27 protein-coding genes and 2 pseudogenes are annotated in these 23,761 nt (G+C 69.0%); 10 read left to right on the top strand and 19 right to left on the bottom strand.

Annotated elements, in window-relative coordinates:
- Nucleotides 1-55: 55 nt before the first annotated feature.
- Nucleotides 56-1,399, top strand: a complete 1,344-nt coding sequence (locus ACTWO6_RS22470; RefSeq protein WP_446215777.1) for an IS5 family transposase — start codon at nucleotides 56-58, stop codon at nucleotides 1,397-1,399.
- Here ACTWO6_RS22470 and ACTWO6_RS22465 read toward each other — a convergent pair.
- Both ACTWO6_RS22465 and ACTWO6_RS22460 read right to left on the bottom strand, forming a co-directional pair.
- The gene (locus tag ACTWO6_RS22465; RefSeq protein WP_446215776.1) at nucleotides 1,366-2,571 is read right to left on the bottom strand and encodes an RNA polymerase sigma factor; all 1,206 of its coding nucleotides are present in this window, start codon (nucleotides 2,569-2,571) and stop codon (nucleotides 1,366-1,368) included. The genes ACTWO6_RS22470 and ACTWO6_RS22465 overlap by 34 nt on opposite strands.
- The gene (locus tag ACTWO6_RS22460; RefSeq protein ID WP_446215775.1) at nucleotides 2,559-2,930 is read right to left on the bottom strand and encodes a YciI family protein; all 372 of its coding nucleotides are present in this window, start codon (nucleotides 2,928-2,930) and stop codon (nucleotides 2,559-2,561) included. Before ACTWO6_RS22460 ends, ACTWO6_RS22465 begins: the two co-directional genes overlap by 13 nt.
- Nucleotides 2,931-3,018: 88 nt before the next feature.
- On the opposite strand from ACTWO6_RS22460, the gene ACTWO6_RS22455 reads away from it, so the two are divergent.
- Complete coding sequence (locus ACTWO6_RS22455; protein WP_446215774.1) at nucleotides 3,019-3,447, top strand: YybH family protein; 429 nt, start codon at nucleotides 3,019-3,021, stop codon at nucleotides 3,445-3,447.
- Between the two features lie 356 nt (nucleotides 3,448-3,803).
- Here ACTWO6_RS22455 and ACTWO6_RS22450 read toward each other — a convergent pair.
- Nucleotides 3,804-4,121, bottom strand: a pseudogene (locus ACTWO6_RS22450) (transposase family protein); the annotation flags it as partial.
- Between ACTWO6_RS22450 and ACTWO6_RS22445 the strand changes: the two are divergent.
- Nucleotides 4,107-4,484 carry an SMI1/KNR4 family protein gene (locus tag ACTWO6_RS22445; protein ID WP_446215773.1) on the top strand — a complete coding sequence of 126 codons (378 nt, stop codon included), beginning with the start codon at nucleotides 4,107-4,109 and terminating at the stop codon, nucleotides 4,482-4,484. The pseudogene ACTWO6_RS22450 and the gene ACTWO6_RS22445 sit on opposite strands and share 15 nt — an antisense overlap.
- Before the next feature lie 397 nt (nucleotides 4,485-4,881).
- Here ACTWO6_RS22445 and ACTWO6_RS22440 read toward each other — a convergent pair.
- The 4 genes and pseudogenes from ACTWO6_RS22440 to ACTWO6_RS22425 form a co-directional block, all read right to left on the bottom strand.
- Nucleotides 4,882-4,950, bottom strand: a pseudogene (locus ACTWO6_RS22440) (VOC family protein); the annotation flags it as partial.
- Nucleotides 4,923-5,135, bottom strand: coding sequence for a hypothetical protein (locus tag ACTWO6_RS22435; RefSeq protein WP_446220870.1), 213 nt, complete (start codon nucleotides 5,133-5,135; stop codon nucleotides 4,923-4,925). The gene ACTWO6_RS22435 and the pseudogene ACTWO6_RS22440, both read right to left, overlap by 28 nt.
- Before the next feature lie 362 nt (nucleotides 5,136-5,497).
- Nucleotides 5,498-6,448 (bottom strand): cation diffusion facilitator family transporter, encoded by a 951-nt coding sequence (locus tag ACTWO6_RS22430; RefSeq protein WP_446215772.1) that lies wholly within the window; start codon nucleotides 6,446-6,448, stop codon nucleotides 5,498-5,500.
- Between the two features lie 102 nt (nucleotides 6,449-6,550).
- A complete protein-coding gene (locus tag ACTWO6_RS22425) occupies nucleotides 6,551-7,276 on the bottom strand; it encodes a TetR/AcrR family transcriptional regulator C-terminal domain-containing protein (RefSeq protein WP_446215771.1) in 726 nt (241 codons plus the stop codon).
- Nucleotides 7,277-7,394: 118 nt separating this feature from the next.
- On the opposite strand from ACTWO6_RS22425, the gene ACTWO6_RS22420 reads away from it, so the two are divergent.
- The 4 genes from ACTWO6_RS22420 (at nucleotide 7,395) to ACTWO6_RS22405 (ending at nucleotide 11,426) form a co-directional block, all read left to right on the top strand.
- Nucleotides 7,395-7,988, top strand: coding sequence for an NADPH-dependent FMN reductase (locus tag ACTWO6_RS22420; RefSeq protein WP_446215770.1), 594 nt, complete (start codon nucleotides 7,395-7,397; stop codon nucleotides 7,986-7,988).
- The gene (locus ACTWO6_RS22415) at nucleotides 7,985-9,592 is read left to right on the top strand and encodes a DHA2 family efflux MFS transporter permease subunit (protein ID WP_446215769.1); all 1,608 of its coding nucleotides are present in this window, start codon (nucleotides 7,985-7,987) and stop codon (nucleotides 9,590-9,592) included. Before ACTWO6_RS22420 ends, ACTWO6_RS22415 begins: the two co-directional genes overlap by 4 nt.
- Before the next feature lie 9 nt (nucleotides 9,593-9,601).
- Complete coding sequence (locus tag ACTWO6_RS22410) at nucleotides 9,602-9,892, top strand: hypothetical protein (RefSeq protein ID WP_446215768.1); 291 nt, start codon at nucleotides 9,602-9,604, stop codon at nucleotides 9,890-9,892.
- Between the two features lie 811 nt (nucleotides 9,893-10,703).
- Nucleotides 10,704-11,426, top strand: coding sequence for an N-acetyltransferase family protein (locus ACTWO6_RS22405; protein WP_446215767.1), 723 nt, complete (start codon nucleotides 10,704-10,706; stop codon nucleotides 11,424-11,426).
- Between the two features lie 82 nt (nucleotides 11,427-11,508).
- Here ACTWO6_RS22405 and ACTWO6_RS22400 read toward each other — a convergent pair.
- Both ACTWO6_RS22400 and ACTWO6_RS22395 read right to left on the bottom strand, forming a co-directional pair.
- Nucleotides 11,509-12,308 (bottom strand): IS5 family transposase gene (locus ACTWO6_RS22400; protein ID WP_446215766.1). Its coding sequence is split into 2 segments (ribosomal slippage): nucleotides 11,509-11,975 and nucleotides 11,975-12,308, totalling 801 coding nucleotides; the frame shifts between segments, so codons are not numbered across the junction.
- 349 nt (nucleotides 12,309-12,657) lie between these two features.
- Complete coding sequence (locus tag ACTWO6_RS22395) at nucleotides 12,658-13,056, bottom strand: hypothetical protein (RefSeq protein WP_446215765.1); 399 nt, start codon at nucleotides 13,054-13,056, stop codon at nucleotides 12,658-12,660.
- Nucleotides 13,057-13,307: 251 nt separating this feature from the next.
- Between ACTWO6_RS22395 and ACTWO6_RS22390 the strand changes: the two genes are divergently transcribed.
- Nucleotides 13,308-13,586: a hypothetical protein gene (locus ACTWO6_RS22390; RefSeq protein WP_446215764.1), complete on the top strand. Its 279-nt coding sequence runs from the start codon at nucleotides 13,308-13,310 to the stop codon at nucleotides 13,584-13,586.
- A gap of 277 nt (nucleotides 13,587-13,863) precedes the next feature.
- Here ACTWO6_RS22390 and ACTWO6_RS22385 read toward each other — a convergent pair whose 3' ends face one another.
- The 9 genes from ACTWO6_RS22385 to ACTWO6_RS22345 form a co-directional block, all read right to left on the bottom strand.
- Nucleotides 13,864-14,127, bottom strand: a complete 264-nt coding sequence (locus tag ACTWO6_RS22385; RefSeq protein ID WP_446215763.1) for a hypothetical protein — start codon at nucleotides 14,125-14,127, stop codon at nucleotides 13,864-13,866.
- Nucleotides 14,124-14,315, bottom strand: coding sequence for a hypothetical protein (locus ACTWO6_RS22380; RefSeq protein WP_446215762.1), 192 nt, complete (start codon nucleotides 14,313-14,315; stop codon nucleotides 14,124-14,126). Before ACTWO6_RS22380 ends, ACTWO6_RS22385 begins: the two co-directional genes overlap by 4 nt.
- 94 nt (nucleotides 14,316-14,409) lie before the next feature.
- Nucleotides 14,410-15,915, bottom strand: a complete 1,506-nt coding sequence (locus ACTWO6_RS22375; protein ID WP_446215761.1) for a tripartite tricarboxylate transporter permease — start codon at nucleotides 15,913-15,915, stop codon at nucleotides 14,410-14,412.
- A gap of 3 nt (nucleotides 15,916-15,918) precedes the next feature.
- A complete protein-coding gene (locus ACTWO6_RS22370; RefSeq protein WP_446215760.1) occupies nucleotides 15,919-16,509 on the bottom strand; it encodes a tripartite tricarboxylate transporter TctB family protein in 591 nt (196 codons plus the stop codon).
- Complete coding sequence (locus ACTWO6_RS22365) at nucleotides 16,506-17,489, bottom strand: tripartite tricarboxylate transporter substrate binding protein (protein ID WP_446215759.1); 984 nt, start codon at nucleotides 17,487-17,489, stop codon at nucleotides 16,506-16,508. The genes ACTWO6_RS22370 and ACTWO6_RS22365 overlap by 4 nt, the downstream gene beginning before the upstream one ends.
- A gap of 99 nt (nucleotides 17,490-17,588) precedes the next feature.
- Nucleotides 17,589-18,374 (bottom strand): triose-phosphate isomerase, encoded by a 786-nt coding sequence (locus ACTWO6_RS22360; protein ID WP_446215758.1) that lies wholly within the window; start codon nucleotides 18,372-18,374, stop codon nucleotides 17,589-17,591.
- 2 nt (nucleotides 18,375-18,376) lie between these two features.
- Nucleotides 18,377-18,832 (bottom strand): ribose-5-phosphate isomerase, encoded by a 456-nt coding sequence (locus ACTWO6_RS22355; protein WP_446215757.1) that lies wholly within the window; start codon nucleotides 18,830-18,832, stop codon nucleotides 18,377-18,379.
- Entirely contained in the window at nucleotides 18,829-20,559 is a 1,731-nt protein-coding gene (locus tag ACTWO6_RS22350) for a dihydroxyacetone kinase family protein (protein WP_446215756.1), read from the bottom strand. Before ACTWO6_RS22350 ends, ACTWO6_RS22355 begins: the two co-directional genes overlap by 4 nt.
- Complete coding sequence (locus tag ACTWO6_RS22345) at nucleotides 20,556-21,494, bottom strand: sugar phosphate isomerase/epimerase family protein (protein WP_446215755.1); 939 nt, start codon at nucleotides 21,492-21,494, stop codon at nucleotides 20,556-20,558. Before ACTWO6_RS22345 ends, ACTWO6_RS22350 begins: the two co-directional genes overlap by 4 nt.
- A gap of 150 nt (nucleotides 21,495-21,644) precedes the next feature.
- Here ACTWO6_RS22345 and ACTWO6_RS22340 point away from each other — a divergent pair, with 150 nt between their 5' ends.
- Entirely contained in the window at nucleotides 21,645-22,364 is a 720-nt protein-coding gene (locus ACTWO6_RS22340; protein ID WP_446215754.1) for a GntR family transcriptional regulator, read from the top strand.
- 68 nt (nucleotides 22,365-22,432) lie between these two features.
- Complete coding sequence (locus ACTWO6_RS22335) at nucleotides 22,433-23,476, top strand: 4-hydroxythreonine-4-phosphate dehydrogenase PdxA (RefSeq protein ID WP_446215753.1); 1,044 nt, start codon at nucleotides 22,433-22,435, stop codon at nucleotides 23,474-23,476.
- Between the two features lie 69 nt (nucleotides 23,477-23,545).
- On the opposite strand, the gene ACTWO6_RS22330 is transcribed toward ACTWO6_RS22335, so the two are convergent.
- Complete coding sequence (locus ACTWO6_RS22330) at nucleotides 23,546-23,701, bottom strand: hypothetical protein (protein ID WP_446215752.1); 156 nt, start codon at nucleotides 23,699-23,701, stop codon at nucleotides 23,546-23,548.
- Between the last annotated feature and the right edge of the window lie 60 nt (nucleotides 23,702-23,761).

Here is a 23,761-nt window from a genome sequence, read left to right as displayed (position 1 = left end):
ACGGCACTACCCGTCCGACACCACGGATGCCGAATGGGCCGTCCTGGCCCCGCACGTGCCGGCCGGGACCGGACGCGGCCGGCCGATCACCTACCCTCGCCGGGACGTGGTGGACGCGATCCGCTACCTCGACCGGACCGGCTGCCAGTGGGATGCGCTGCCCGCCGATTTCCCCCACTACAAGCTGGTCTACCACTACTTCACGGCCTGGACCCGCGACGGGACGTTGAACCGGATGCACAACAGTCTGCGGGAACAGGTCCGCGAACAGGTCGAGGGCCGCACCCGGCAGCCGACCGCCGCGCTGGTCGACTCCCAGTCGGTACGCGGCGCAGAGACCGTCGGCCGCCCCGGGCGTGGCTACGACGCGGGGAAGAAGGTCAACGGCCGCAAGCGTCACATCGCCGTGGACACCTGCGGCCTGCTCCTCGCTGTCCTGGTCACCGCCGCCGGCGTGCAGGACCGCGACGCCGCCCGCCCGCTGCTGTGGGCGCTGCGCACCTGCTTCCCCACCATCCGGCTGACCTGGGCCGACAGCGGCTACACCGGCCGGCTCGTCGACTGGGCCGCCACCCACCTCGCCCTGACCGTACGCATCGTCGCGAAACTCGCCGGGCAGACCACGTTCGTCGTCCTGCACCGCAGGTGGGCGGTCGAGCGCACGTTCTCCTGGATCAACCGGTGCCGACACACAGTCCGCGACTACGAACGGCTACCCGACCACCACGCCGCGATGGTCCAATGGGCCATGATCATCGTCATGACCCGCCGCCTCGCCCGCCACCAACCGCCTGAAACCCTTATTTACCAGGCTCTAAGAAGATCTTGGGGATGCACGCCAGCGGACACGGAGGGCGATCACGGCTCACGGCTACGCGCCTCGCGCCAAGGCCGACCGGACACTGGCCGACGTGACCGGCGAGGATTTCGGCAGTCACGGACCGACAATAGAAGCCGAATGAGCGGCCATCACCGCCGCGGCAACGGCCCTCGAAGCCGAGCTGTCCTTCCCGCTAAGCCGACTCATCGACGAATCGCTCGACGTGCAGTAGCACCGGGCAGCTCCGGGACGAAAGGTCTGGCCGCGGGCGGTCAGCAGGATAAGCGCCGCAACCCGCAAGGCGGCCCACGCCGTAGACGTCAGCCAACACACTCATCTCGGCATGTCCGGACACTCCGAGGGCTGCTGCTGGGTGGTCACGCTCCGCAGCGCGCGGATCGCGGCAGACGCGTGCGTTACCGGGATCCCAGTCGGCCGATGAACCCCAACAGCACGTTGAACCTTTTTCAAACGTGGTCAGGGCGGCAACATCCGGCGCCGGCCAATGGCCCGGATGCTCGGCCCGATGTCAGGTTGAAAAAGATTCATAGGAGCTGCGCGGCCCGCGACTCCAGATAGCGCTGCTCGGGCCGGCTGAGCGTGAGCCGCGCCGCCAGCCGGTAATGCTCCTGCGCCCCGGCCCGGTCGCCGGCCAGCTCCAGCAGATGGGCCCGCACCGCCGCGGTCCGGTGGTGCCGGGCCAGCACCGGATCCTCGGCGATCTGGTCCAGAGCGGCGAGCCCGGCTTCCGGGCCGTCGACCATGGCACGCGCCACGATCCGGTTCAGCGTGACCATCGGGCTCGGGGCGAGTGCGTGCAGCATCCCGTACAGGGCGAGGATCTGCGGCCAATCGGTGTCCTCGGCGCGCGCTGCCTCGTCGTGCACCGCCGCGATCGCGGCCTGCAGCTGGAACGGGCCGATCGGGGCCCGCGCCAGCGTGTGGGTGATGATCGCGACGCCTTCGGCGATCGCGGCCGCGTCCCAGCGGCGCCGGTCCTGCTCGGCGAGTGGGACCAGGGTGCCGTCCGGCCCGGTACGCGAGGGCCGGCGCGCGTCGTTGAGCAGCATCAACGCGAGCAGCCCGGCCACCTCGCCGTCGTCCGGCAGGCGCCGGTGCAGCTGCCGGGTCAGCCGGATCGCCTCCCGGGTCAGCTCCACCCGGTTCAAGGCGTCGCCGGAGCTGGACGTGTAGCCCTCGTTGAAGATCAGGTAGAGCACGTGGCAGACCGCGGTGAGACGCTCGCCGAGCTCGCCCGGCGCGGGCATCTCGAACCGGGTGCCGGTGTCGCGGATCCGCTGCTTGGCCCGGCTGATCCGTTGGCTCACGGTGGCCTCTGGCAGCAGCAGCGCCCGGGCGATCTCCGCGGTGGTGAGCCCGCCGACCGCCCGCAGGGTGAGCGTGACCTGCGCCGGCACGCTCAGCGCGGGATGGCAGCAGAGCAGCAGCAACGCCAGCTCGTCGTCGCCACGGACCTGCGGCGCGGGCTCGTGCCGGACCGCCTCCTCGCGGCGCCGGCGGGCCGTCTCGTTGCGCAGCAGGTCCACCCGCCGGCGGCTCGCCACGGTGATCAGCCAGTTCCGCGGCTGCTCCGGGACGCCGGTCTCCGGCCAATGCCGGGCGGCCGCGACCAGCGCCTCCTGCACCGCGTCCTCACAGGCCTCGAAGTCGCCGTAGCGGCGCACCACGGCGGCCAGGACCTGCGGCGCGCACTCGCGCAGCAGGTCCGGCAGCCCGGTCACAGCTCCCATGTGCTCATATCGAGGATCGAGCGCACCTCGACCCGGGTGTACGCGGCGTCCGGCGCCTTCGCGGCCCAGGCGACCGCCTCGTCGAGATCCGCGACGTCGATCAGGTAGAAGCCGGCCAGATGCTCCTTGACCTCGGCGTACGGGCCGTCGGAGGTGATCGTCCTACCGTCACGCACCGAGACCTGGGTGGCCAGGGCCGGATCGCCCAGCCCTTCGCTGACCACCAGCACGCCAGCCTCGCGCATTTCCTCGGTCAGCCGCAGGTGACCGACGCCGAAATCGGTCCGCTGCTGATCGGTCAGCGTCTCCCAGACGGCCAGCGACTGCGGGTTCGACTGGATCAGGATCAGGTATTTCACGGCTTCTCTCCTTCTCTCTTGCCCGGGATGTCGAAACCGGCCAACCCGGCTTCGACATCCCGGGCAAGAGAGAAGGGTAGGAACTGTCATGGACAAGATCCGGGAAGCCATCGAGGGCAAGGCCGCGCTGCTGCAGCAAGGTGACGCCAAGGCCATCATGTCGTACTACGCGCCCAGCTACGTCGAGTACACCCTCGCCCCGCCGCTGCGCCAGCCCGGCGACGGCCGGAACCCGGCCGCGCTGGAGGCCTGGATGGCCACCTTCGAGGCGCCGCCGCGCCGCGAGGTCACCCAGCTGGAGATCACCACGGACGGCGACGTGGCGTTCGCGACCAGCCTCGACTGCCTGACCGCCGTGCCTCGCGGCTCGACCGAGCCCTTCAGCCTGTGGTTCCGGGTGACGCTGGGCCTGCGCCGCATCGACGGGCGCTGGCTGGTGACGCACGAGCACGAGTCGGTGCCGTTCGAGATGGACGGCTCGTTCCGCGCCTCGACCGGGCTGACCCCCACCGACTGAGGTGATCAGGAGCGCTGGGCCCGCCGCCGACGCCCCTCGGCGGCGGCCCTCAGCCGGAGGAAGGCTTTAGGCCGCGGTGGGCTTCGCCGCGGCGAGCGCCTCGCGTACGACCTGCGCGCTCGCGGTGTACCAGGAGGCACCCGTAAGCACCGTAGGGACTCACGTAGACCCGGGCGCCCCACTGGGCGCGCCAGTTCCCGGCGAGCGGGCCGGCGTTGTAGACCGCGAGGTCGGCCTGCTCAGCGCGTCGTGGAACGCGGAGAGAGTGGTGGAGCCACGACCGGTCGCCTGACGACGCGAATCTGGTCCTAACCCGCGGAGGTGTGCAAACCAAGCCATCCTTTACTGAGCCTTTCTCATCCCGCGTAGCGGTTGGCTTCGACATGGTGCAGGACGAGGATGGCTTGCACGATCGCGGTCGCGCGGCGCGGGCAACAGCGCAGCTTGGCCAGGACCTTCCAGGTCTTGAGGGTGGCGATCGCTCGTTCGCCGCGGGCGCGGATCTTCGCGTGGGCGCGGTTGACCGCCTTCTGCCGGCGTGACAGCTTGGGCCGGAAGCGGCGCCGTTTGAACGGCGTGCGTACGCTGCCGCGGGCGCCTTGGTAGCCCTTGTCCGCGAAGGTCATCACGTCTTCCCTGGTCAGGGCGTCGATAATGCCGTGGGTGCGGGCGGCGCGGCGATTCGCGCCTGCGAGGCGGCACTGGGTCAAACCCTGCCTCGCGACCTTGCCGAGCTTCTCCGGGAGAGCGACGGTGTCAAGGGCGAGTACGGCCTCGAACCCGTCTGGCCCGTAGAACGGATCAGGACCGACAACGTGGAGTTTCGCACCGACGCCACGTTCCCCAAGCTGTACATGCCGTTCGAACCCTTGTTGTTCTTTGCGGACGCTGGCAACGGCGATCAGTTCGCCTTCGTCATGCGTGACCGTCCGGCCGACGTGTTCGTCTGGGATCATGAAACGGACAGCCGGACGATGGTCGACCCGAGCCTGGCTACCTATCTGGAGTGGTGGCTCGACGGAAGGATCGAGATCTGACCCTGCATTCGGCTTGAACATACGCTTCTCGGCACGACCGGATGCCAGTGCCGCCGACCTCCGCTACGCCAAGTGACGAGCGGATCGTGCCATGAGCGTGCATTCGAGGGACGCCGAAAGGCGGATCGGTCGCAGGGCAGCGTGAGGGTGTCGTCTGCTGGTGGTGGTTAGGGCAGGCGCCGGTCGTGAGAGGCTGGGCCGGTAGCCTCGGCTACGTGTCCGTTTAGCCCGCCGTGATCGGGCACGTGATGGGCCGAGTCTTCGGGACGGACCCGAGGCGCTGCCGGCCGGACTCGCCGAGTGGCGTCGGCGGCATCCCGAGGATGGTTCTCTGGCGGAACGGCTGGTGCGGCGGGGCAGCCGCCGCACCAGCAATCAGTCAGTCGCCGGTAGGCGCGTTCCAGTCGACGAGCTGGATGATGACGCCGTTGGGGTCTCTTACCTGGAAGGCACGCTCTCCCCACTCCCAGGCAGCACGGCCTGCAATTGCCACGCGCCCGCGGCGAGGTTGACCACTGCCGCGCCGACGAGCGCGACAAGGTACGCGGCCGGCATCCGCTGGATCGATGCCCACGCCTGCGAGTAGTCGGCGAACCGAGGAAAAGCGCCCACGAACACGGCCACGAGAACGGCGACCGTCACGGCGGACACGATCACTCTTCGCCTGAGATGCCTGCGGCGCCGCGTGCGGGGCCCCTGCCCGGTATCGTCCCGCCCGCGCATGCCCTCGGTAGGTCGGCCATCGTCGACCCGACCACGGCGGCGGCCTACCCATCAACGCCTGACTCATCGCTCCCCCACGGTCCTTCGCCATTGTCGCCAATGTGACGGCGGTGTCTAACCGATTCACGGGACTACAGCCCTGTCGCGCCCAGCCAGCACGGCACGTATGACCGGACTCCTACCGATCTCGGTCTGCTTCTTGAGATCGGAGAATTTACGAGCAGGACTCGGACGCGAGCGGCGGTCCCGCGCGTGCGGCGGGTTCCCCGGCCGCGGCCGGCCTTTCCGGATCATGACGAGGCCGTCCCCGGGCCCGTGGTAGCGCCCGTCGGGTCGAGGAAGACGAACCGGATTGCCGGGTTACGCGCGGTGAGCCGTCGTCCGGCCTCGTCGGCCACGGCCTCGATATCCGCGGCGCTGACCTGGTCGACGAAATCGATCTTCGCGGCGACGAGGATGTCGTCGGGACCGAGCTGCAGGGTCAGCAGCTCCACGATGCCTTGCACGTTCGGCAGAGCGGCCAATTCCCGGCGGATCTCGTCCTGGACCGGCTCCCTGGCCGCCCGTCCGACGAGCAGGGAGAGGTTGTTGCGGGCCAGGGTGGTGGCCACCACCAGGAGCAGAACACCGATGGCGACGGATGCCATGCCGTCCCACACCGGGTCACCGGTCAGCTCGGCGAGCCCCAGGCCTGCTCCGGCCAACCCGAGGCCGACCAGGGCGGCGCTATCCTCCAGGAACAGGGCCTTGATGGTGGTGTTGGGCGTGCGCCGCAGGACCCTCACCGGACTGATGCCCCAGCGCTTGGCCCGGTGCCGTACCTGCCGCACCGTCCGGGTCAGGGACACCGACTCCAGGACGAAGGAGACGACCAGCACCACATACGAGACGAGGTAGTCGCCGGTCTCCTGGGCCGATACGATGACGTGGACGCCGTGGGTGATCGAGAAGCCGGCGCCACTGACGAAGGTGAAGACCGCGGCGAGGAACGCCCAGATGTAGCTCTCCCGGCCGTAGCCGAAAGGGCGCTCGGGGTCGGCCCGGCGGCCGCCACGATGCAGCGCCACGAACAGCAGCACCTCGGTGGTGGTGTCGGCGAACGAATGCGCGGCTTCCGACAGCATGGCCGCCGAACCCGCGAGCAGACCCGCAACCACCTTGGCCACGGCGACAGCGACGTTGACGGAACCGGCCACGATCACGGTGCGGACGCTCTGCGCCTGCACGTCCGACTCGGTCATAAAAGCCAGGCTATGGGCCCGGTCCCCGGCCAGGCGGACAAAACCGACAGTCGCCGGCGACGTGAAGGGTGCAACCGCCTGAAACCCTTATTTACCAGGCTCTTAGATGTCCAGGCCGGCGGCGATGCCGTCCAGGACGTAGTCGAGGCCGGTCTCGAACTGCCAGCGGGCGTCGTCCTTGCGGGTGGCTGTGCCCAGGTAGTGCTGGAAGGTGGGGTAGCGCCCGGTCTGCATGTGCCAGATCATCTGCGGTGCTAGCTCGCTGCGCAGCTTGCCGCCGTCGGACCAGCCCTGCTGGCGCATGAGGTTCTGCACGGCGATCTCGTAGGTCATGGCGCCGTGTACGTAGGCGTCGACGGCACGGAACACGCTCATCATCGCGTCGGCGTCCAGGCCCAGGCCGTCCAGGGCCGACAGAGCCTTCTCGGCGATGGCCATGCGGTTGGGGGTAAGCGAGAGCATGGCCGTTGGGGGCAACTGAGCCAGCCACACGTGTCGCAGCATCAGCTTGCGGGTCTGGAGCGCCAGGGCGCGCATCGTATCGCGCCAGCCGAGGTTCCCGGGCACGCGCAGGTCGTCGTAGACATGGTTGACCATCAGTTCCAGGAGGTCATCCTTGCCCGACACATAGCGGTAAGGCGCCATGGGCGCGACGCCGAGCTCGGTGGCCAGGCGGCGCATGGTGACGGCGTCCAGGCCCTCCGCGTCGGCGATCTTTACCGCGGCGGTGGCGATGCGCTGCGGCGAGAGGGTCTGGCGCGGAGCGGGGGCCGGACGTTCCAGGCGCGCCCACAGCGGTTCGCCCGGATTGTCTTTCTCGGTGGCCATGGATACGGCTCCCTTCACCTGGTCGGGATACAGCGTATCGCGAGTAGACAACGTACACAGCCGGTGTGTACGTTGTATCTCGCCAATACGTTGTACACAGCGGAGGAGTTATCCCCTCATGAACGACAACCAGCTCAAGATCGCCGTCATCCTCGGCAGCACCCGGGACGGCCGCTTCGGTCCGGCCGTGGGCACCTGGATCCTCGACCAGGTCGCCCAGCGCGGCGATATGGAAGCCGACCTCATCGACCTGGTCGAGACGCCGCTGCCCACCGTCTTTCCGGTCCTCGGCCAGCCGCCGGCGTCGCACGAGGCCAGGGACCTGTTGGCCGCGGTGTCGCCGCGCATGGCGGCGGCCGACGCCTTCGTCATCGTCACGCCGGAGTACAACCACAGCTTCCCCGCCATGTTGAAGAACGCCATCGACTGGCACACCACCGAGTGGCACGCCAAGCCGGTCGGCTTCGTGTCCTACGGGGCCTTCTCCGCCGGGTTGCGCGCGGTCGAGCAGCTGCGCCTGGTGCTTGCCGAGCTGCACGCGGTCACCATCCGCGACAGCGTCGGCTTCCAGCGCGTCTGGGAGCAGTTCGACGGCGACGGCAAGGCAGTCGATCCGGCCGCCGAGGCCGCCGCCAAAGTGATGCTGGATCGGCTCGCCTGGTGGGCGCACGCGCTGCGCGAGGCCAAGGCCCTCCGGCCGTACGCGGCGTGACACGCATGACTCGATCTCTCTATGTCGGCGTGTTCGGCCTGCTGCTCGGCATGTTCCTGGCCATGCTGGACGGCCTGATCGTGGGTACCGCGCTGCCGACGATCGCGGGCGACCTCGGCGGCCTGGACCACCTGGCCTGGGTGGTGACCGCCTACATGCTCGCTGGTGCGGCCACCACCCCGATCTGGGGCAAGCTCGGCGACCTACTCGGCCGCAAGGCAACCTTCATCACCGCGATCACGCTCTTCCTGCTCGGCTCGGGACTGGCCGGCCTGTCGCAGGACATGAGCCAGCTCATCGCCTTCCGCGCCGTGCAAGGTCTCGGCGCGGGCGGGCTCATGGTCGGCGCGCTGGCCATCATCGGCGTGCTCGTGCCGCCCCGCGAAAGCGGCCGGCTGCAGTCGATGATCGGCATCATCATGCCGATCGCCTACGTCGGCGGGCCCCTCGTGGGCGGCCTGCTCACCGACTACCTGAGCTGGCGCTGGACCTTCTACGTCAACCTGCCCATCGGCGCCCTGGCGCTCCTGATCATCGCCACCCGGATCCGTCTCCCGCCCGCCGAACGCGTCAAACCCCGCATCGACTACGGCGGCGCGGCCCTGCTCACCGTCGCCATCGTGGCCCTGACCCTGCTGGCCACCTGGGGCGGCACCACCTACCCCTGGTCCTCACCCCACATCCTCGCCCTGACCACAGTCGCCGTACTCGCCCTGGCCGGATTCACCGCCGTCGAACGCCGAACCGCCGAACCGGTCATCCCGCCCAGGCTGTTCTCCGACCGCAACTTCACCCTCGCCCAGATCCTCAGCTTCCTGGTCGGCGCCGCCATGGTCAGCGTGACCAACTACCTGCCGCAGTACATGCAGTTCGTCCAAGGCGCCTCGCCAGCGGCCGCCGGCATGCTGCTGCTGCCGCTGATGTTCGGCATGCTCGGCGCGCAACTGGCCACCGGCCAGCTCATCAGCCACAACGGTCGCTACCGCCTCTATCCGATCCTCGGCGGCGCGCTCATGATCGCGGGGGCTCTCGCCCTGCTGCTGCTCGACGCGGACACCGCCGCGGCGGCGGCCTCGGCACTCACCCTCGTCATTGGGGTAGGAATGGGCCTGGTGATGCAGAGCACCACGCTGATCACGATGAACAGCGCCGACCCGCGCGACATGGGTGCCGCCAGCGGAACACTCACCCTGCTGCGCACCATCGGCGGATCGCTGGGCATCGCCCTGCTAGGGACCCTGTACGCGTCCCGGATGCAGGCGGACCTGACCACGCGCCTCGGCCAGGACACAACCAGCCAACTGGAGCGGGGCGGCGAACTCACACCCGAGCGGCTGCCGAACCTGCCGGCTCCGATGGCCGACGCCGTTCGCGAAGCCGTCAGCAGCGGCCTGCACGGCATCCTCCTCGGCGCCGCCGCCCTCGCGGTGATCGCGTTCGCAGCCTCCTGGCTCATCCGCGAGACCCCGCTACGCACCGGCATCCCATCACCGACCGGCGCCGCCACGGACAGCCATGCCGCCGACCGCCAGGTGAACGCCTTACGAGCGTCACACCGCCGGACCGCACCAGCTCACAACGAAAGTGTGGGACCACGGTGGTAGGACGAGGCCATGCATCTCGTTCACCTGTCGCACGCCGGCCCGCATTGGGATCTTGCGAGGCCGATGGAAGAACAGACCGACTGGCTCGCGCACGCGTCGTACATGGACCTGCTGGTCGACGAAGGGATCATCGTATTGGGCGGTCCGCTCGACGACGTGCGCGTGGTGCTGGCTATGGAGGCGGAGTCCGAGCAAGCCGTCCGGACGGCTCGGCCGGGATCCGTGGAGCGGCACCCACCTGCGGATCGACAGGATCGACCCGTGGACGATCCGCCCGGACGGCCGCCATTCCAGGGCTGACCGGTCGAACATTCGCTCGTAGCCGTGAACCGCACCGACCCCGTCAACGCCGACCGGGTGGGCGAGGCCGAGCAAGGTAAGGCCCGCCCGCACACAGCCGCACGCGTGACCGCTCATGCCGCCGACCGCGCGTCACGCAACGGCACAGTTGCTCGATCAAGTCAACGTCACCGGTCGTGCCGAGATCCGTGCGTTGTTCCGAGGTTGGCGTGGAACCGACGGAGGCAGCATTAGGTCTCATAGACGTGATGACCCGATTTCGACTTGTCTCGGTGTTGGTGTGGACGTCCCTGGCGGCCCTGACGGCGGCATGTGGGGCCGCCACCGAACCATTTACCGCAAGATCAGGTGGGACCTCTGAGCCCGAGTCGAGTACATCGACACAGACGAGCGCGGGTGGCGATGCTGCTGTCTGGGGTCTCGGTCCGGACCAGAGCCTTCAGAGATCGTCCACGAAGTTCACTGCCCTCGTCTCGCGACTGGGCTGCAACAACGGGGTCACGGGGCAGGTCTTGGCGCCGGAAATTCACATGAGCGAGTCTGAAGTCGTCGTGACTTTCAGCGTCGCTCGGAAGCAGCCCGGTGGTGCAGCGTGCCCCGGCAACGATCAGGTTTCCTACGAGGTCGATCTCGGTGAGCCGCTGCGGGACAGAGCGCTGGTTGATGGCCAGTGTCTGCCTGGCGGGGAAGCGGTAACCACATCCTTCTGCACCACTGGCCCCACGCGCTTCAGGCCGTAATGCCCATCAGGGCGTGCCTCCTGGCGTCCCTCACCGCACTGACATGCCGCTGGTCGAGCGGTCATGCCGACGTGAGTGCGCCGTTGCCGGTGGTGGGGATGCGATGGTGGGCCCCGATTCAGCAGCGCGGCTCTCCCCTGGGCGCAATCCCCGGCTCGTACATCTGCTGGCCGGTGCTGCATCTTGATAGCATGTTGCCGTTCCTCGCTGCGCTCGCCGCCGACCCCGCTCAGCTGACTCGACGGCTGACGGTGGCCGGTACCCCGTTCACGATCCGGGCACTGCGAGCCGACGATGGCGCCGCGCTGAGGTCGTTTCTCGCGGGACTGTCCGACACAAGCCGCCGCTACTGGCACGGCGACGCCGACCCCGCCGACGAGGCCACCGGCTGGATCGACGGCATCGGACGCTACGACAAGCTGCGGCTTGTCGCCCACCACGCGGACCGGACCGGTCACCTCGACGCTGTCGTGGATCTCAGCTTCGCGCTACCGCCCGAGGCGGAACTGCTCCGGTACGCGGCCTACGGCCTCCCGCTCGACCCCGCACGAACTGTTCGTTTCGGACCGTGTGTCGCGGACGACTGGCACGGCTCCGGTCTCGCCGCTGCGCTGCTGCCTCCAACCTGGGACGCGGTGCGGCTCCTGGAGCGCGACCGCATCGTGCTGCTCGGCGGTGTCCACGCCGACAACCACCGCGCCCGTAGGTTCTATCGCCGCAGCGGCTTCGTCGAAGCTGGCACCTTCACCACCGACGCTGGAGTAAGCATCGACATGGCGCTCGACCTTCCCTGACAGGACGGCCGCACCACGTCCGCGCGCCGTTGTCCGGGTGTTCGCTTCGCCAATAACTCCGACACAGCCTTTAGGGCGCGTCTCATTTGGTGAGGCGGCGGTAGCAGATCAGGGTGCTGGCGATGGTGGCGAAGGCTTCGAAGTGATCGCCCTTGCGGTCATAGCGGCGAACGAGGCGCCGGTAGCGCATCAGCCAGGACATGCAGGCTTCAACGACCCAGCGGTGCCGGCCCAGACGCGTGGAGGACTCGATGCCCTTACGGGCGATGCGTACCTTGATGCCCCGTCGCCGGACCTCGCGGCGCAGCTCGCGGGCGTCGTACGCCTTGTCGGCGTGCAACTTGTCTGGCCGCCACCGGCGGCGCCCGTTAGGTGTGCGGATCGCCGGGACGCTGTCGAGCATCGGCAGCAGCAGTTGGCTGTCGTGGACGTTCGCGGCGGTGACCAGCACAGCCAGGGGCAGCCCGTTGCGGTCGCAGATGACATGGAGTTTGCTGCCTGGTTTGCCGCGGTCGACCGGGTTTGGGCCCGTCAGATCGCCCCCTTTTCCGCCCGCACACTGATCGAGTCGACCACCGCCCTCGACCAGTCGATCCGCCGGTCGGCGCCGAGCCGGTCCAGGGTCGCCTCGTGCAGCCGGAGCCACAAACCGGCCGCGGTCCACTCGGTGAACCTGCGGTGCGCGGTGGCCCTGGTGACACCGAACGACGCCTCAGGCAGCTTCCACCAGGAACAACCCGCCTGGGTCACGTACACGATCGCGGCCAGCACCGCCCGGTCATCCACCCGCCGGCGACCACCACCCTGCCGACGAACCGGCGCGGGCGGGATCAACGGCGCCGCAATCTCCCAGAGATCATCCGGCGCCCAGGTGCGGATCATGGCCCCGTCCACGGGAGCAGATCATGCCCCAGGCCAACGACCATCCAAATGAGACGCGCCCTTAATCCAAGGGTCGTCGGCGGACGACGAACGCGTGGGTGGCTAACGACAGCAACGGTGACAGCAACGAACCGGGACGAGGACAGCGGCCGGCGGCCGCGCACGGACAGTCGCCCGAGGTCGCGGACGCGGACGGACCCCACCGGACGACGCGCCCAGAAACTTGTAAGCGAGACGTCCTGGGCCGCTTCGCAGGCAGGTGCTGACCTCAGCCCAGACACCGGTAACCAGGCACGGACGGCAACGTCCTATCCAAATCTGCGGCGCTGCGGTGGCCCCCCGCTACCGGTCAGTTGGAGGTTGACATGCGCGGCGTGAAGCTCCGGGTGGCGCTCGCCACGTAGAGCGGCACCACAGGCAGGAACGCCACCCCGATGCCGAGTGCCAGCAACACGCCCCAGCCGCAGATGACGACCGCGGCGACGATGTCGGCAATCCCGGCCAGCCGGTCGGAACGCCTGGCCAGCACTGGAGCCGTCGCCGCGAGGACTGGCACACCGAGTAGGTAGCTTGCCGCTGGCCCAGAATCCTGCACGGTCCATGGGGTGAGAACGGCGGCGACCAGCACGGTGATCACCAGACCAGCCAGGCGGACGAGCCGTTTGGCGGCCGCGGGCCGGCGAATCAGCAGCAGGAGACCGACCGCCAGGACAGCCGCGAAAGCGCCCGCCGTCACGAAACTGGTCATGGCCCCCGCCATGCAGCTCACGATAGCGCCGTTTGGAGCGGTGGCGCGCCGCTGTCAGACAGCAAGTCCACCACGTCCACCGCGCGTCGCCTTTCGGATAGCAGAAATCCGACGAGCTGCGCTTGGATGGACTCGACGATGCGGCGCGCCGGGGCAGCGTGCTGTCGTTCCCCGCAGGTGTCGGCAACCCGTCACCGCTGCTGCTGTTTCGGCCCAGTGACTAGCAGTAATGCGTCAGGCAACGTGTGTGGATGACCACGAGCTTGGCCGTTCTAGTCATCATCAGTGTTGCGATCGGGTTTCTGGCCGGCCGGGCCTACCAGGTCGCTCACCGGGCCTGGGCGGACTACAAGAAGACCAAGGCGCTCGTGCCCGAGCTGCTGAAGGCGTTTTGGGCGGCCGTGCGGGCGGCTATCGTGATCCTTGCCGTGGCCTTCGCGTGGATGGTTGGGTCCGCATGGGCGGCAAGCAACTCGACCGAGGGTCCCTCGCCGTCGCCGTCATCGCCAGCTCCATCACCCAAACGGTAGAGCGCGGGCGACGTCGCCGACCTGACTGCGAGCGGCAGCCGACGCCGGTGCTGCGCTGGCTGTGGGGCAGGGAGGGGGCCAGCGAGCCGAGCGGCGTGACGGTCGAGGGCGCTGGAAACCAACTCGGGACTGCGGAGCGAGCGGGTAGCAGCAGCCGGGAGCGGACTGGTGATGGGCGATTCACCGGCGAGGTGAGGGCGGCGCGGCATGTAGACGGCCGCACCGCCCTCACTCGTCATCGCTAGAAGCGGCGAACCCGAAGAGGGAACCAAGGCGGCTACGCTTGCGTGAGTTTCAAAGTCTTGCCGATCGTCATCGGCGGTGGGGCAATGGTTCGTGTGGCCCCTTGGACACGAACCATTGCCCCACGGTGCGCGGTGCGATCCACTGCAGCGCGCACCGTTTGCGTTTCAGGCTGGTAAGTGAGCCGGAGACCGAGTTGTCGATAGATCTCGGCCTTGTCGTCGGGGTCGGCGTCGCGGAGCACGGTGGCGATGTCGCCTAGCGCTGTCACCAGGCTCGTGATTTCCGCCCGGCTCATCCGTCGCGGGTGTTGCCCGCGTTCTGGTGGAGATCTGCTTCCGCACGGGCGCGTTCGGCCTGGGTCTGGGCGATCCAGTCGGTGACCACCGCCGGTCCGCCCCCGGCGTCGGGGCGGCGCGGTAGCGGCTGGCTCAAACGCCTCGGCATGAGCGGCACGGCCAAAAACTGCCGCACCCTCACCGCCATCGCTGGCATGCTCACATCAGACAGCCAATGGCCCCGGTCACGTTTCCCCGGCGCACGTCCCGGGATCGCTGCCTGGCGATCCCGGGACGGTACGTCAGACGCCGGCGGGCTCGCGATCCCTGGCCGGTGTGTTGCGCGGTAGCAACCTCACCAGCGACGGGCCGGCCGCGAGCAGGACGGCGAGGGCCAGCACGACGAGGGCGATGGGGTGTGAGAGGACGATCAGCAGGTCACCGTCACCGAGGGCGGAGGTCTGGGTGAGCGCCTTCTCGAAGAGGGGCCCGATGACCAGGCCGAGGACAAGGGGGGCCACCGGCAGGTCGTAGAGCTTCATGAAGTATCCGGCGACGCCCGCGACGAAGACGATCCAGACACTGAACATGTTGTTGTCGATCGAGTACGCCCCGACGAAGCTCGTGAACAAGATGATCGGGTAGAGGTATGCGTACGGGATCCGCAGCATCTGGGCGAAGATCGGGGCCATCGGCAGGTTGAGCACCAGGAGCATCACGTTGCCGATGAAGAAGGAGACCAGCAGCCCCCACACCAGCGTCGGCTGGCTCTGAAAGAGCAGCGGGCCGGGTTGTAGGCCGTACATGGTGAACGCACCCAGCAGGACGGCCGTCGTACCGCCGCCCGGGATGCCGAGGGTGAGCGTCGGCACGAAGTTCGCGTTGGCCGCCGCGTTGTTGGCGCTCTCCGGCGAGGCCACACCTTCGATGGCTCCCTGACCGAGCTGGCTTCGGTTCCGGGAGACCCGCTTCTCGACGCCGTAGGCGATGAAGGAGGCGAGGGTTGAACCGGAGCCGGGCAGGCAGCCGAGGAGGAACCCCAGGACGCTGCCGCGCCCGATCGGGCCGATACTGCGCCGCAGTTCGCTCCTGGTGATGAGTAGTTCCCGGAAGCGGGTCCGGATCGGCGCGGCCGCACCGACTCGGATCTGGTACATGACCTCGCCGACGGCGAACAGCCCGATCATGACTTCGACGAACGGCACCCCGCTGAGTAGGTTGACGTTGTCGAATGTGAACCGTGCCGTGCCGGTCGCGGCGTCCATGCCGACGGTCGCCAGCAGCAGCCCGGCCGCGGCCATCGCGAAGCCGCGGATCCGGGACTCGCCGGAGAAGCTGACGATGGTCGCCAGTCCGAGGATCATGATCGACAGGTTCTCGACGGGGCCGAACTTCAGCGCGAAGTTCGCGAACGGCGGGGCGAGCACCATCAGCAGGACCAGGGAGAAGATGGCGGCCACGAAGGACCCGATGGCGGCGATGGACAGCGCCGCGCCGGCCCTCCCACGCCGGGCCATCTGATAGCCGTCGAGGGTTGTCACGACGCTCGACGCCTCGCCGGGGGTGGAGATGAGCACCGAGGTGATGGTCCCGCCGTACTGGGCCCCGTAGTAGATGCCGGCGAGCATGATGAGGGCGGTCACCGGCTCGAAGTCCAGGGTCAGCGGCAGGAGCACCGCCACGCCGGTGGTGGAGCCCAGCCCCGGCAGCAAACCGATCACGGTGCCCGCGAGGACCCCGACGAAGCACCAGAGCAGGTTCTGGGGCGTCAGCGCGGTCTGAAACCCGAGAATGACGTTGTCGATCACCGCTCAGCCTTCCGTTCCCAGCCCGAGCAGCCCACCGGGCAGGGGGATCTCGAGGAACAGCCCGAACACGCCGTAGATCAGGCCGGTGGCGGCCGCCGCGATCACGGCTGATTTCAGCAGCGGCTGCCGTTCGATCCAGGTGGAGATCACGAATACCAGGGCACCGAACGCGGCGAGGAAACCCACCACCTGCACGAGCAGGATCGCACCGAGGGTCAGCCCGAAGACCTTCCAGAGGTTGTGGATCCGCTCCCGCCTGGTGCGCCCGCTGATGTCGACGTCGTCGTCCGTACCGTTGTCCACCGAGTCGATGTCCACCGGGTCGATGTCCTCGACAAGGTGCGGCTCGACGCCCTCCGCAGGCCCGCCCGGAGGGTGGCTGCGCTCGCCGTGCACGCATCGCAGGGCGAGCCAGCCGCAGAGGACCGTCGTCAGGCCGCCAGCGACGAGCGGCAGGAAGCCGGGACCGACGCGGCCGCCGTCGACGAACACGCCGTAGAAGGCGCCGGACACCGCGGCGGCGAGGCCGACCAGGGCGAGCACGGCGTACACGGTCGCCTCGCCGTTGTCGCGGATTCGGACCAGCGTGCTCACTTGCCCAGGGCCTTGCTGAGCATGTCGTTGTTCTCGTTCAGGTATGCGGTGAAGTCGTCACCGAACAGGGCGTTGGGCTGCAGGTAGTTGCTGGCGATGTACTGCTTCGCCTTGTCGGACTCGACGAACTTCTTACTCGCGTCGATCCAGAACGTCCTGGCGCTGTCGCTGATCCCGCCCGGAGCGATCAGGCCACGGAACTGGGCGTACGCGACGTCGACCCCTTGCTCCTTCGCCGTCGGGATGTCCTTCAGCTCGGGGTACTCGTACCGCTTCTCCGCGAACGCGCAGAGCGCCTTGAGCTTCCCGGCCTTGAGCTGCTCGACGACCTCACCGGGGTTGAGGGACGCGACCTGGATCTGGTTGCCCAGCAGCGCCGCGAGCAGTTCCTCGCCCGACTCGAACGGGACCCGGTCGAACTTCGCGCCGGTGGCCTGCTCGGTCAGCGTGAAGACCACGTTGTCCAGGCTGGTCGCACCGGAGACGCCCGCGATGACGCGCCCGGCCTTGCTGGCGTTCACGGCATCCGCGCACGTCTTCCACGGCGATCCGGTCGGTACGACGGCGAGGGTGAAGTCGTCACCGACCTTCATGATCGGGGTGAACTTGGTGTAGTCGAAACCCACCTTGGTGTTGAGCGGCAGGGCCAGCAGCGCGGTCTCGCTGGGCAGCAGATAGTTCGGGTTACCGGTCTTGCTCAGGAAGTACGAGTAGCCGACCGCGCCCGAGCCGCCGTCGCGGTTCTCCGTGTTGATTTTCAGGCCGGGGGCGACTGCCTCCAGACCCGCCGCGATGGACCGGCCGGACATGTCGCTGCCGCCGCCCGCGCCGAACGGGACGACCATGGTGACGTTGCCCTTGGGCTTGAAGGTCTCCGCGTCGCCGCCGGCCGACGTCTGCCCGTTGGCGGCGCCGCAGGCTGTCAAGAGGAGGACCGACGCGGCCGCGACCGCGGTGAGCAGCACATTGTTGCGCTTCATGACGACCCTTTCGTTGGTGGTGGTGGTGGTGGTGGAGGTGGTGGTTGAGCCTGGTGTTCGTGGACGAATGGGGTGCCGCGGCGACGGTCCCGGCGCGGGTCAGCGCGGAACGGTCGCCGCCGCTACCTCGCCGGCCTCCTGGGCCACGTCCGCCGCGATGCGTAGCAGGTGCAGGTATCCGTTGACGTCCCAGGCGCTGCGCCCGACAAACAGCCCGGTGACGCCGGGGGTGTGCAGCAGGTCCCGCGCGTTCGCCGTGCTAACCGACCCCCCGTACAGCAGGGCGGTCATCACGGCGCCGTACTCCGCGTCAAGGGCCTGGGTGACTTCTGCGATCTCGTCGATGGCGGGTTCCCGGCCCTTCTCTCCGATCGCCCAGACGGGTTCGTAGGCGAGCAGGACGCGGGATCCGCCGGGCACCCCGTCCAGAGCGGCGGCGACCTGCGAGAGCACGTGCTCACGCGCGCCTCCGGCCGCCCGCACCTCGGCGGGCTCGCCCACACAGACCAGCGCAGTCAGGCCGTGGCGAAGAACCGCCCGTACCTTCCAGTTGACGGTCCGGTCGGTCTCGCCGAAGTGCTCGCGCCGTTCCGAGTGCCCGATCTCGACGAGTGTCGCGCCCGCATCGGCGACCTGCGGCACCGACACCTCGCCGGTCCACGCGCCGGCGTCCTCCCAGTGGGCGTTCTGAGCGCCGACGACGAACGGGGAATCCGGCCCCAACGCGTCGCGGACCACGGAGATCGCGGTCGCCGGCGGAACGACGAACGGCTGCACACCGGGCCCTCCGCCGGCTGCCGCCCCGATCCGGAGCCGACTGGCGAACGCGATGGCCTCGGCCTGCGTCTTGGTCATCTTCCAGCTGGTGCCGATCCACAGGACCACGGTCAGTCACCCTCGTACGAGCAGATGGCCGCGACCTTGGCCGCGGAGGCGGAGGCGGGGTCGAAGGAGTAGGTGAGCCACTCCCGGGCGAGGCGGCGGGCCAACTCAAGCCCGATGACGCGTTGGCCGAAGGTCAGTACCTGAGCATTGTTGGACAGGATCGCTCGTTCGACCGAGAACGAATCGTGCGCCGTGACGGCCCGGACTCCGGGCACCTTGTTCGCGGCGATGGCCACACCCAGTCCGGTGCCGCACACGAGCAGGGCGCGGTCGGCCGCTCCCTCGGCGATCAGCCGCGCGGCTGCCACCGCCACGTGCGGGTAAGCGGTGTCCTCGCCCGAGGCGACGCCCACGTCGACGATCTCGCGCACCCGCGGGTTGTGGGCCAGGTCGGCCTTGAGTGCCTCCTTGTAGCTGAAGCCGGCGCTATCGGCGCCGACGACGATCCGAAGAGTCATGACTGCTCCCGGGACTGGTCGGTGGGGAAGTGGATGCCAAGAGCGCTGACGATCAGGGCGAAGGACACCGCCCCCGCGTCGGGCGTGCCGATGCTGCCGTCCCCGTGGGTGCGCGCGCGGCCGAGACGCGCGGGGATGCCGGCGGTGGCCTCGGCCGCCTCCGTCGCCGCCTCCGCGGCGGCCGACCACGCGGCGGCCAAGGGTGTTCCCGCCGCGGTCCAGGCCTGGAGCACGTCTACGAACGGCATGGCCGCGTCGACCAGCGTCTTGTCGCCGGGCTTGGCGCCGCCGAGCCGCACGACGGTGTCGACAGCCGCTCTGCTGGCCCGGACGATGTCGTCCGGCGTCGGGGTGTTCTCGTCGTCCAGAGCGCGGGCGGCGGCGGTGAGGCCCGCACCCCACAGGGCGCCGGAGGTGCCGCCGGCCCGTTCGGACCAGGCCTCGGCGGCGTGCACCAGCAGCCCCCGCACACCCGCCCGTGCGCTGACCGCCTCCGCCGCCGCCCGCGCCGCGGCCGCACTGCCGCGCGCCATACCCATGCCGTGGTCTCCGTCGCCGGCCACCGCGTCGATCTCGCCGAGGCGGGCCTCGTGCTGGGTCACGACATCCCGGACATGGGCCAGGGCGCCGGCGACCCAGGCGGCACAGGCGCGCGAGGCGGGTGAACCCGGCTGAATGCGCCGCCCAGCCGGGGCAGCCGCGAGGACCCGGCGGGGCTGCTCGTCGACGACCGGGCCGCGGTGGAAGGCGGGGGTGTCCGCCGGGGCAGTCCAGTACCTTTCGAGGTCGTCGTCGAGGAAGGTGACGGTCAGCGAAAGGCCGGACATGTTCAGGCTGGTGACCTGCTCTCCGACCGTCGGCCGGACCACGGTCAGGTCGGCCTTCGCGAGTCGATGGGCGACCCGCCGGTAGACGATGAACAGCTCCTCGTACTTGACCGATCCGAGCCCGTTGACCAGCACCGCCACGCGGCCGTCCGGCTGGCTGGTCCCGGCCTCGTCGAGGATCTCGCCGACCAGCAGATCCGCCAGCTCGTCGGCGCCGAGAAGTGGCTGCTCGCCGATCCCCGGTTCGCCGTGGATGCCCAACCCGATCGCCATCTGCCCCGGTTCGACCGTGAAGAGCGCACGCCCCGCACCGGGAAGGCTGCAACCGTCGAAGGCGACCCCGAACGAGAAGGTGGCGTCGTTGGCGCGGCGGCCGATCGCCTCCACCGCATCCAGCTCCAACCCCTCCTCCGCCGCGGCGCAAGCGACCTTGAAAACGATGAGGTCACCCGCGACACCGCGGCGTTGGTCGCGTTTCTGCCGCGGCGCCGAGGCGATGTCATCCGTCACGGCGAGCGTACGGACGTCGACGCCCTCGGCGCGCAGCCGCTCCGCGGCCTGCCCGAAGTGCAGGACGTCGCCGGCGTAGTTGCCGAAGCCGAGGACGACGCCGCCGCCGGCATCGGCGGCCCGGGCCACCGAGTACACCTGACTCGCCGCCGGCGACGCGAAGGTGTTGCCGCAGACGGCACCGTGCGCGAAGCCGGGACCGACCCAGCCGGCGAAGGCGGGATAGTGGCCGGAACCGCCACCCAGCACGACGGCGACCTGGCCGGCCGGGGTAGCCGAGGCGCGTACCACCCCGCCGTGCACGGGGAGGACGTGACCGCTGTGCGCGGCGACGAATCCTTCGAGCGCCTCCCCGGCGAAGTTCGGGGCCGCGTTGACCAGGCGGGTCATCGCCGGGCTCCGAGCTTCGCCCGAAGGATGCCCCGCAGGTAGTCACGGTTACGGGCCGACACGCTCAGCCCGTCGCCCCCGTAGTGCTCCACGCAGATGGGGCCCTGGAACCCCGCCTGCAGGGCGATCTCGATGGCGCGCCGGTAGCTGATGAGGCCCGACTCGGCGGGGGCGGGGACCGTGAAGTACGCGCCGGTCGCCGGGTCATGGTCGCGGTAGTAGTTCTTGATGTGCCAGTAGTTGGCGTAGGGGAGGGTCTTCAGGTGCATCTCTTCCCAGTCCTCGATGGGCCGGTGCAGCCGGATGAGGTTGCCGATGTCCGGGTTCAGGCCGACGTTCGGCAGATCGATGGCGCGGACCAGCGCGACGGCATCGTCCGCCGTGCCCAGCAGGGTGTCCTCGTAGATCTCGAGCGAGAGCTGGATGCCGAAACCTGCCGCGTGCCGCCCAATGCGGGAGAAGCGCTCGACGGCACGGTCGAAGCTGGCCTCGTCGCGCTGCTGGTCGGCCCCGGGCTGGGTCCAGAACCACTCCGCATCCCGCTGCCGCGCGGTCAGGGGCCGATGCAGCCCCAGGCAGACCACTCCCGTGCCGATGCCCGCCGCGGCTTCGACCGTACGCAGCGCGTAGTCGACGTTGGTTTCGCCGTGCTCTGGGTCGAGGATGCTGCGCCGGACGACCGAGATCGCGCTCACCCCGAGGTCTGCGTCCTTGAGCGTGCGGACCAGGTCCTCGCGTTGGCCGTCGGTGAGGTTGCCGGGACGCAGCCAGGTGTCGGTAAGGTCGACGTGGTCGAACCCGCAGGCGGTGACCTCGGCGAAGACCCTGGCCCATTCGATGGGGCCGGCGTCCGCGACGTTGGTGCCATCGCCGGTACGCCCTGGGAACTGGATCAGGGCAGCGCCGATGGGCCACTGCTCCGCCGTCCAAACCATGCGTTGTCTCCGATCGCGGGTGCCGGGTCGTTGCCACGCGGTTGCTGCGTGGTTTCCGTATCGTTGCCGATAGATCCTGTAGGATCCACGATCGTGCGGGCTATGTCCAGAGATTCGGACGGTAGGATCTCAACCACCATGACAACGTCGATGACTTCCGATGGCGCCCAGCTCGGGCCGGACCAGAGTCGGCCCGTCGAGCGGCGCGCCCTGCGAGATGGCGTCTACGACGCGATCCTCGAACTTCTCCTAGAGGGCCGGGTCAAACCGGGCGCCTCCCTGAGCATCGACGCCCTCGCCCGGCAGCTTGGCGTCTCACCCACGCCCGTGCGAGAGGCGATGGTGCAGCTGGAGCACACGGGCCTGGTCACCCGGGCCGCCCTCAAGGGCTACCGGGTGGCTCCGCCGCTGTCGGCGGAGCGCATGTCCGAGCTCGTCGACGCGCGCACCATCCTCGAGATCGCCGCCGTGCGTGGCGCGGTACCAATAACCGGCGCGGCGCTGCTGGAGCTGAAGGCCGCGCACTCCGACCACGTGCTCGCGGCCGACTACGTCAAGCGCGTACGGGCCGGAAACGACGAGCAGAGATGGTCGGTCATCCGCCGGTACTACACCGCGGACTGGGCGTTCCATCGGGTGATCCTCAACCACTGCGGCAACCAGTACCTACTGCAGTTGGCGGAGTTCCTCTCGCCGCAGGTGCATCGACTGCGGCAGTCGCTCGGTCACGGCCTCACGGACGTGGACCAGGCCGTGGCCGAGCACGGCGACATCCTCGAGGCGATCGCTTCGGGGGACAACGACCGGGCAGAGAACGCCATGCGGGCCCACCTCATGGGCGTACGCGCACGCTCGCTCGCCGAGAGCTGACCGATCCGGGCAGCGGGAGGAGCTCCTTGACGCGCCATGACGGGGCAGTAGATCCTATAGGAAACAGGGTGCTGTTCGGCTCCGGACACCCCGAGAGAGGACTCCCAATGCCCCACACCGCCGCCGAGGTTCTACCCCGGATCGCCCTGATCATGGGGGATCCCGCCGGCATCGGGCCTGAACTTGCCGCCCGGCTCCTCGCCACGCCCGAAAACCTGCACAAGGCCGAGGTCTACGTCCTGACCGACGCCACCGAACTCAAGGCGGTCGCCGCCGAGCTCGGTGTCGACGTTCCGGTGGCCGACGAACCGATTCCAGGCCACGCCGTCCTCGTCGGCAGCGGCCTGTCCGGTCCGCCCGTGCAACGCAGGACCGTCAGCAAGGCCGCTGGCGAACGCGTCATGGCCGACCTGCTCAAGGCGCTCAACCTCTACCGCTCCGGCGTGGTCGACGCGATCATGTTCACGCCGCTGAACAAGGCCTCGCTGCATCTGGCCGGCATGCACGAGGAGGACGAACTCCGCTGGTTCGCCAAGAACCTGGGCTACCAGGGCACCACCTCCGAGCTCAACTTCATACCCGGACTGGTCACCTCCCGGGTAACCTCACACGTCCCGCTCAAGGACGTCGCAGCGCGGATCAACGCCGACTCCGTCCTCGCCGCCATCCGCCTCCTCGACGACGTGCTCAAGGGATCAGGGATCCCCGCACCCCGCCTCGCCGTCTGCGCCCTCAACCCGCACGCCGGCGAGAACGGCAAGTTCGGCCGCGAGGAGATCGAGCACATCACCCCCGGGATCGAGGCCGCACGGGGACAGGGGATCGAAGCGACCGGGCCCTATCCGTGTGACACGGTCTTCATCAAGGCCAAGAACGGCGACTTCGACGGTGTGGTGACCATGTACCACGACCAGGGCCAGATCGCGATGAAGCTCATGGGCTTCGACCGGGGCGTCACCGTGCAGGGCGGCCTTCCCGTCCCGATCGCCACACCGTCGCACGGCACCGCATTCGAGATCGTCGGCAAAGGCGTCGCCTACCTCGGTCCCAGCCAGCACGCCTACGATCTGGCCGTCGCTCTCGGACGACGCAACCGGCAGAACCGACGATGACCACAACAGTCGGGGGCGCCGTTGCGTTATCGGATCGGCGGACGCGTTGAACCCGTGCCGGGTCTGCGGTCAGATCGCTTGGGCGAGTTCGGTGAACGCAGCGGCGACCCGCAGAGCGGGCGGGGTGTCGACGGCGAGTTCGTAGTGTCCGCGGCGGAGGTTCATCATGAACGCGTGGCCGGCGATGATTACCTGTGCTGTCTTGTCCGTTCGTAGCCCGCGCATCGGTCTCAACCGCTGTTTGAGTCCCCGATGACTCTGTCGTGACGCCCGTGCCGTGCGTGA

This window comes from Micromonospora sp. IBHARD004 (assembly GCF_052814115.1).
This window is presented reverse-complemented; position numbering and strand designations above follow the sequence as displayed.

Coding starts and splice junctions, on each gene's coding strand:
- ACTWO6_RS22330 (WP_446215752.1), bottom strand. CDS start 23,701: ATGCGCGGGCTACGAACGGACAAGACAGCACAGGTAATCATCGCCGGC.
- ACTWO6_RS22385 (WP_446215763.1), bottom strand. CDS start 14,127: ATGAGCCGGGCGGAAATCACGAGCCTGGTGACAGCGCTAGGCGACATC.
- ACTWO6_RS22455 (WP_446215774.1), top strand. CDS start 3,019: ATGGACAAGATCCGGGAAGCCATCGAGGGCAAGGCCGCGCTGCTGCAG.
- ACTWO6_RS22420 (WP_446215770.1), top strand. CDS start 7,395: ATGAACGACAACCAGCTCAAGATCGCCGTCATCCTCGGCAGCACCCGG.
- ACTWO6_RS22465 (WP_446215776.1), bottom strand. CDS start 2,571: ATGGGAGCTGTGACCGGGCTGCCGGACCTGCTGCGCGAGTGCGCGCCG.
- ACTWO6_RS22350 (WP_446215756.1), bottom strand. CDS start 20,559: ATGACCCGCCTGGTCAACGCGGCCCCGAACTTCGCCGGGGAGGCGCTC.
- ACTWO6_RS22430 (WP_446215772.1), bottom strand. CDS start 6,448: ATGACCGAGTCGGACGTGCAGGCGCAGAGCGTCCGCACCGTGATCGTG.
- ACTWO6_RS22395 (WP_446215765.1), bottom strand. CDS start 13,056: ATGACCAGTTTCGTGACGGCGGGCGCTTTCGCGGCTGTCCTGGCGGTC.
- ACTWO6_RS22390 (WP_446215764.1), top strand. CDS start 13,308: ATGACCACGAGCTTGGCCGTTCTAGTCATCATCAGTGTTGCGATCGGG.
- ACTWO6_RS22355 (WP_446215757.1), bottom strand. CDS start 18,832: ATGACTCTTCGGATCGTCGTCGGCGCCGATAGCGCCGGCTTCAGCTAC.
- ACTWO6_RS22345 (WP_446215755.1), bottom strand. CDS start 21,494: ATGGTTTGGACGGCGGAGCAGTGGCCCATCGGCGCTGCCCTGATCCAG.
- ACTWO6_RS22410 (WP_446215768.1), top strand. CDS start 9,602: ATGCATCTCGTTCACCTGTCGCACGCCGGCCCGCATTGGGATCTTGCG.
- ACTWO6_RS22380 (WP_446215762.1), bottom strand. CDS start 14,315: ATGGCGGTGAGGGTGCGGCAGTTTTTGGCCGTGCCGCTCATGCCGAGG.
- ACTWO6_RS22425 (WP_446215771.1), bottom strand. CDS start 7,276: ATGGCCACCGAGAAAGACAATCCGGGCGAACCGCTGTGGGCGCGCCTG.
- ACTWO6_RS22340 (WP_446215754.1), top strand. CDS start 21,645: ATGACTTCCGATGGCGCCCAGCTCGGGCCGGACCAGAGTCGGCCCGTC.
- ACTWO6_RS22365 (WP_446215759.1), bottom strand. CDS start 17,489: ATGAAGCGCAACAATGTGCTGCTCACCGCGGTCGCGGCCGCGTCGGTC.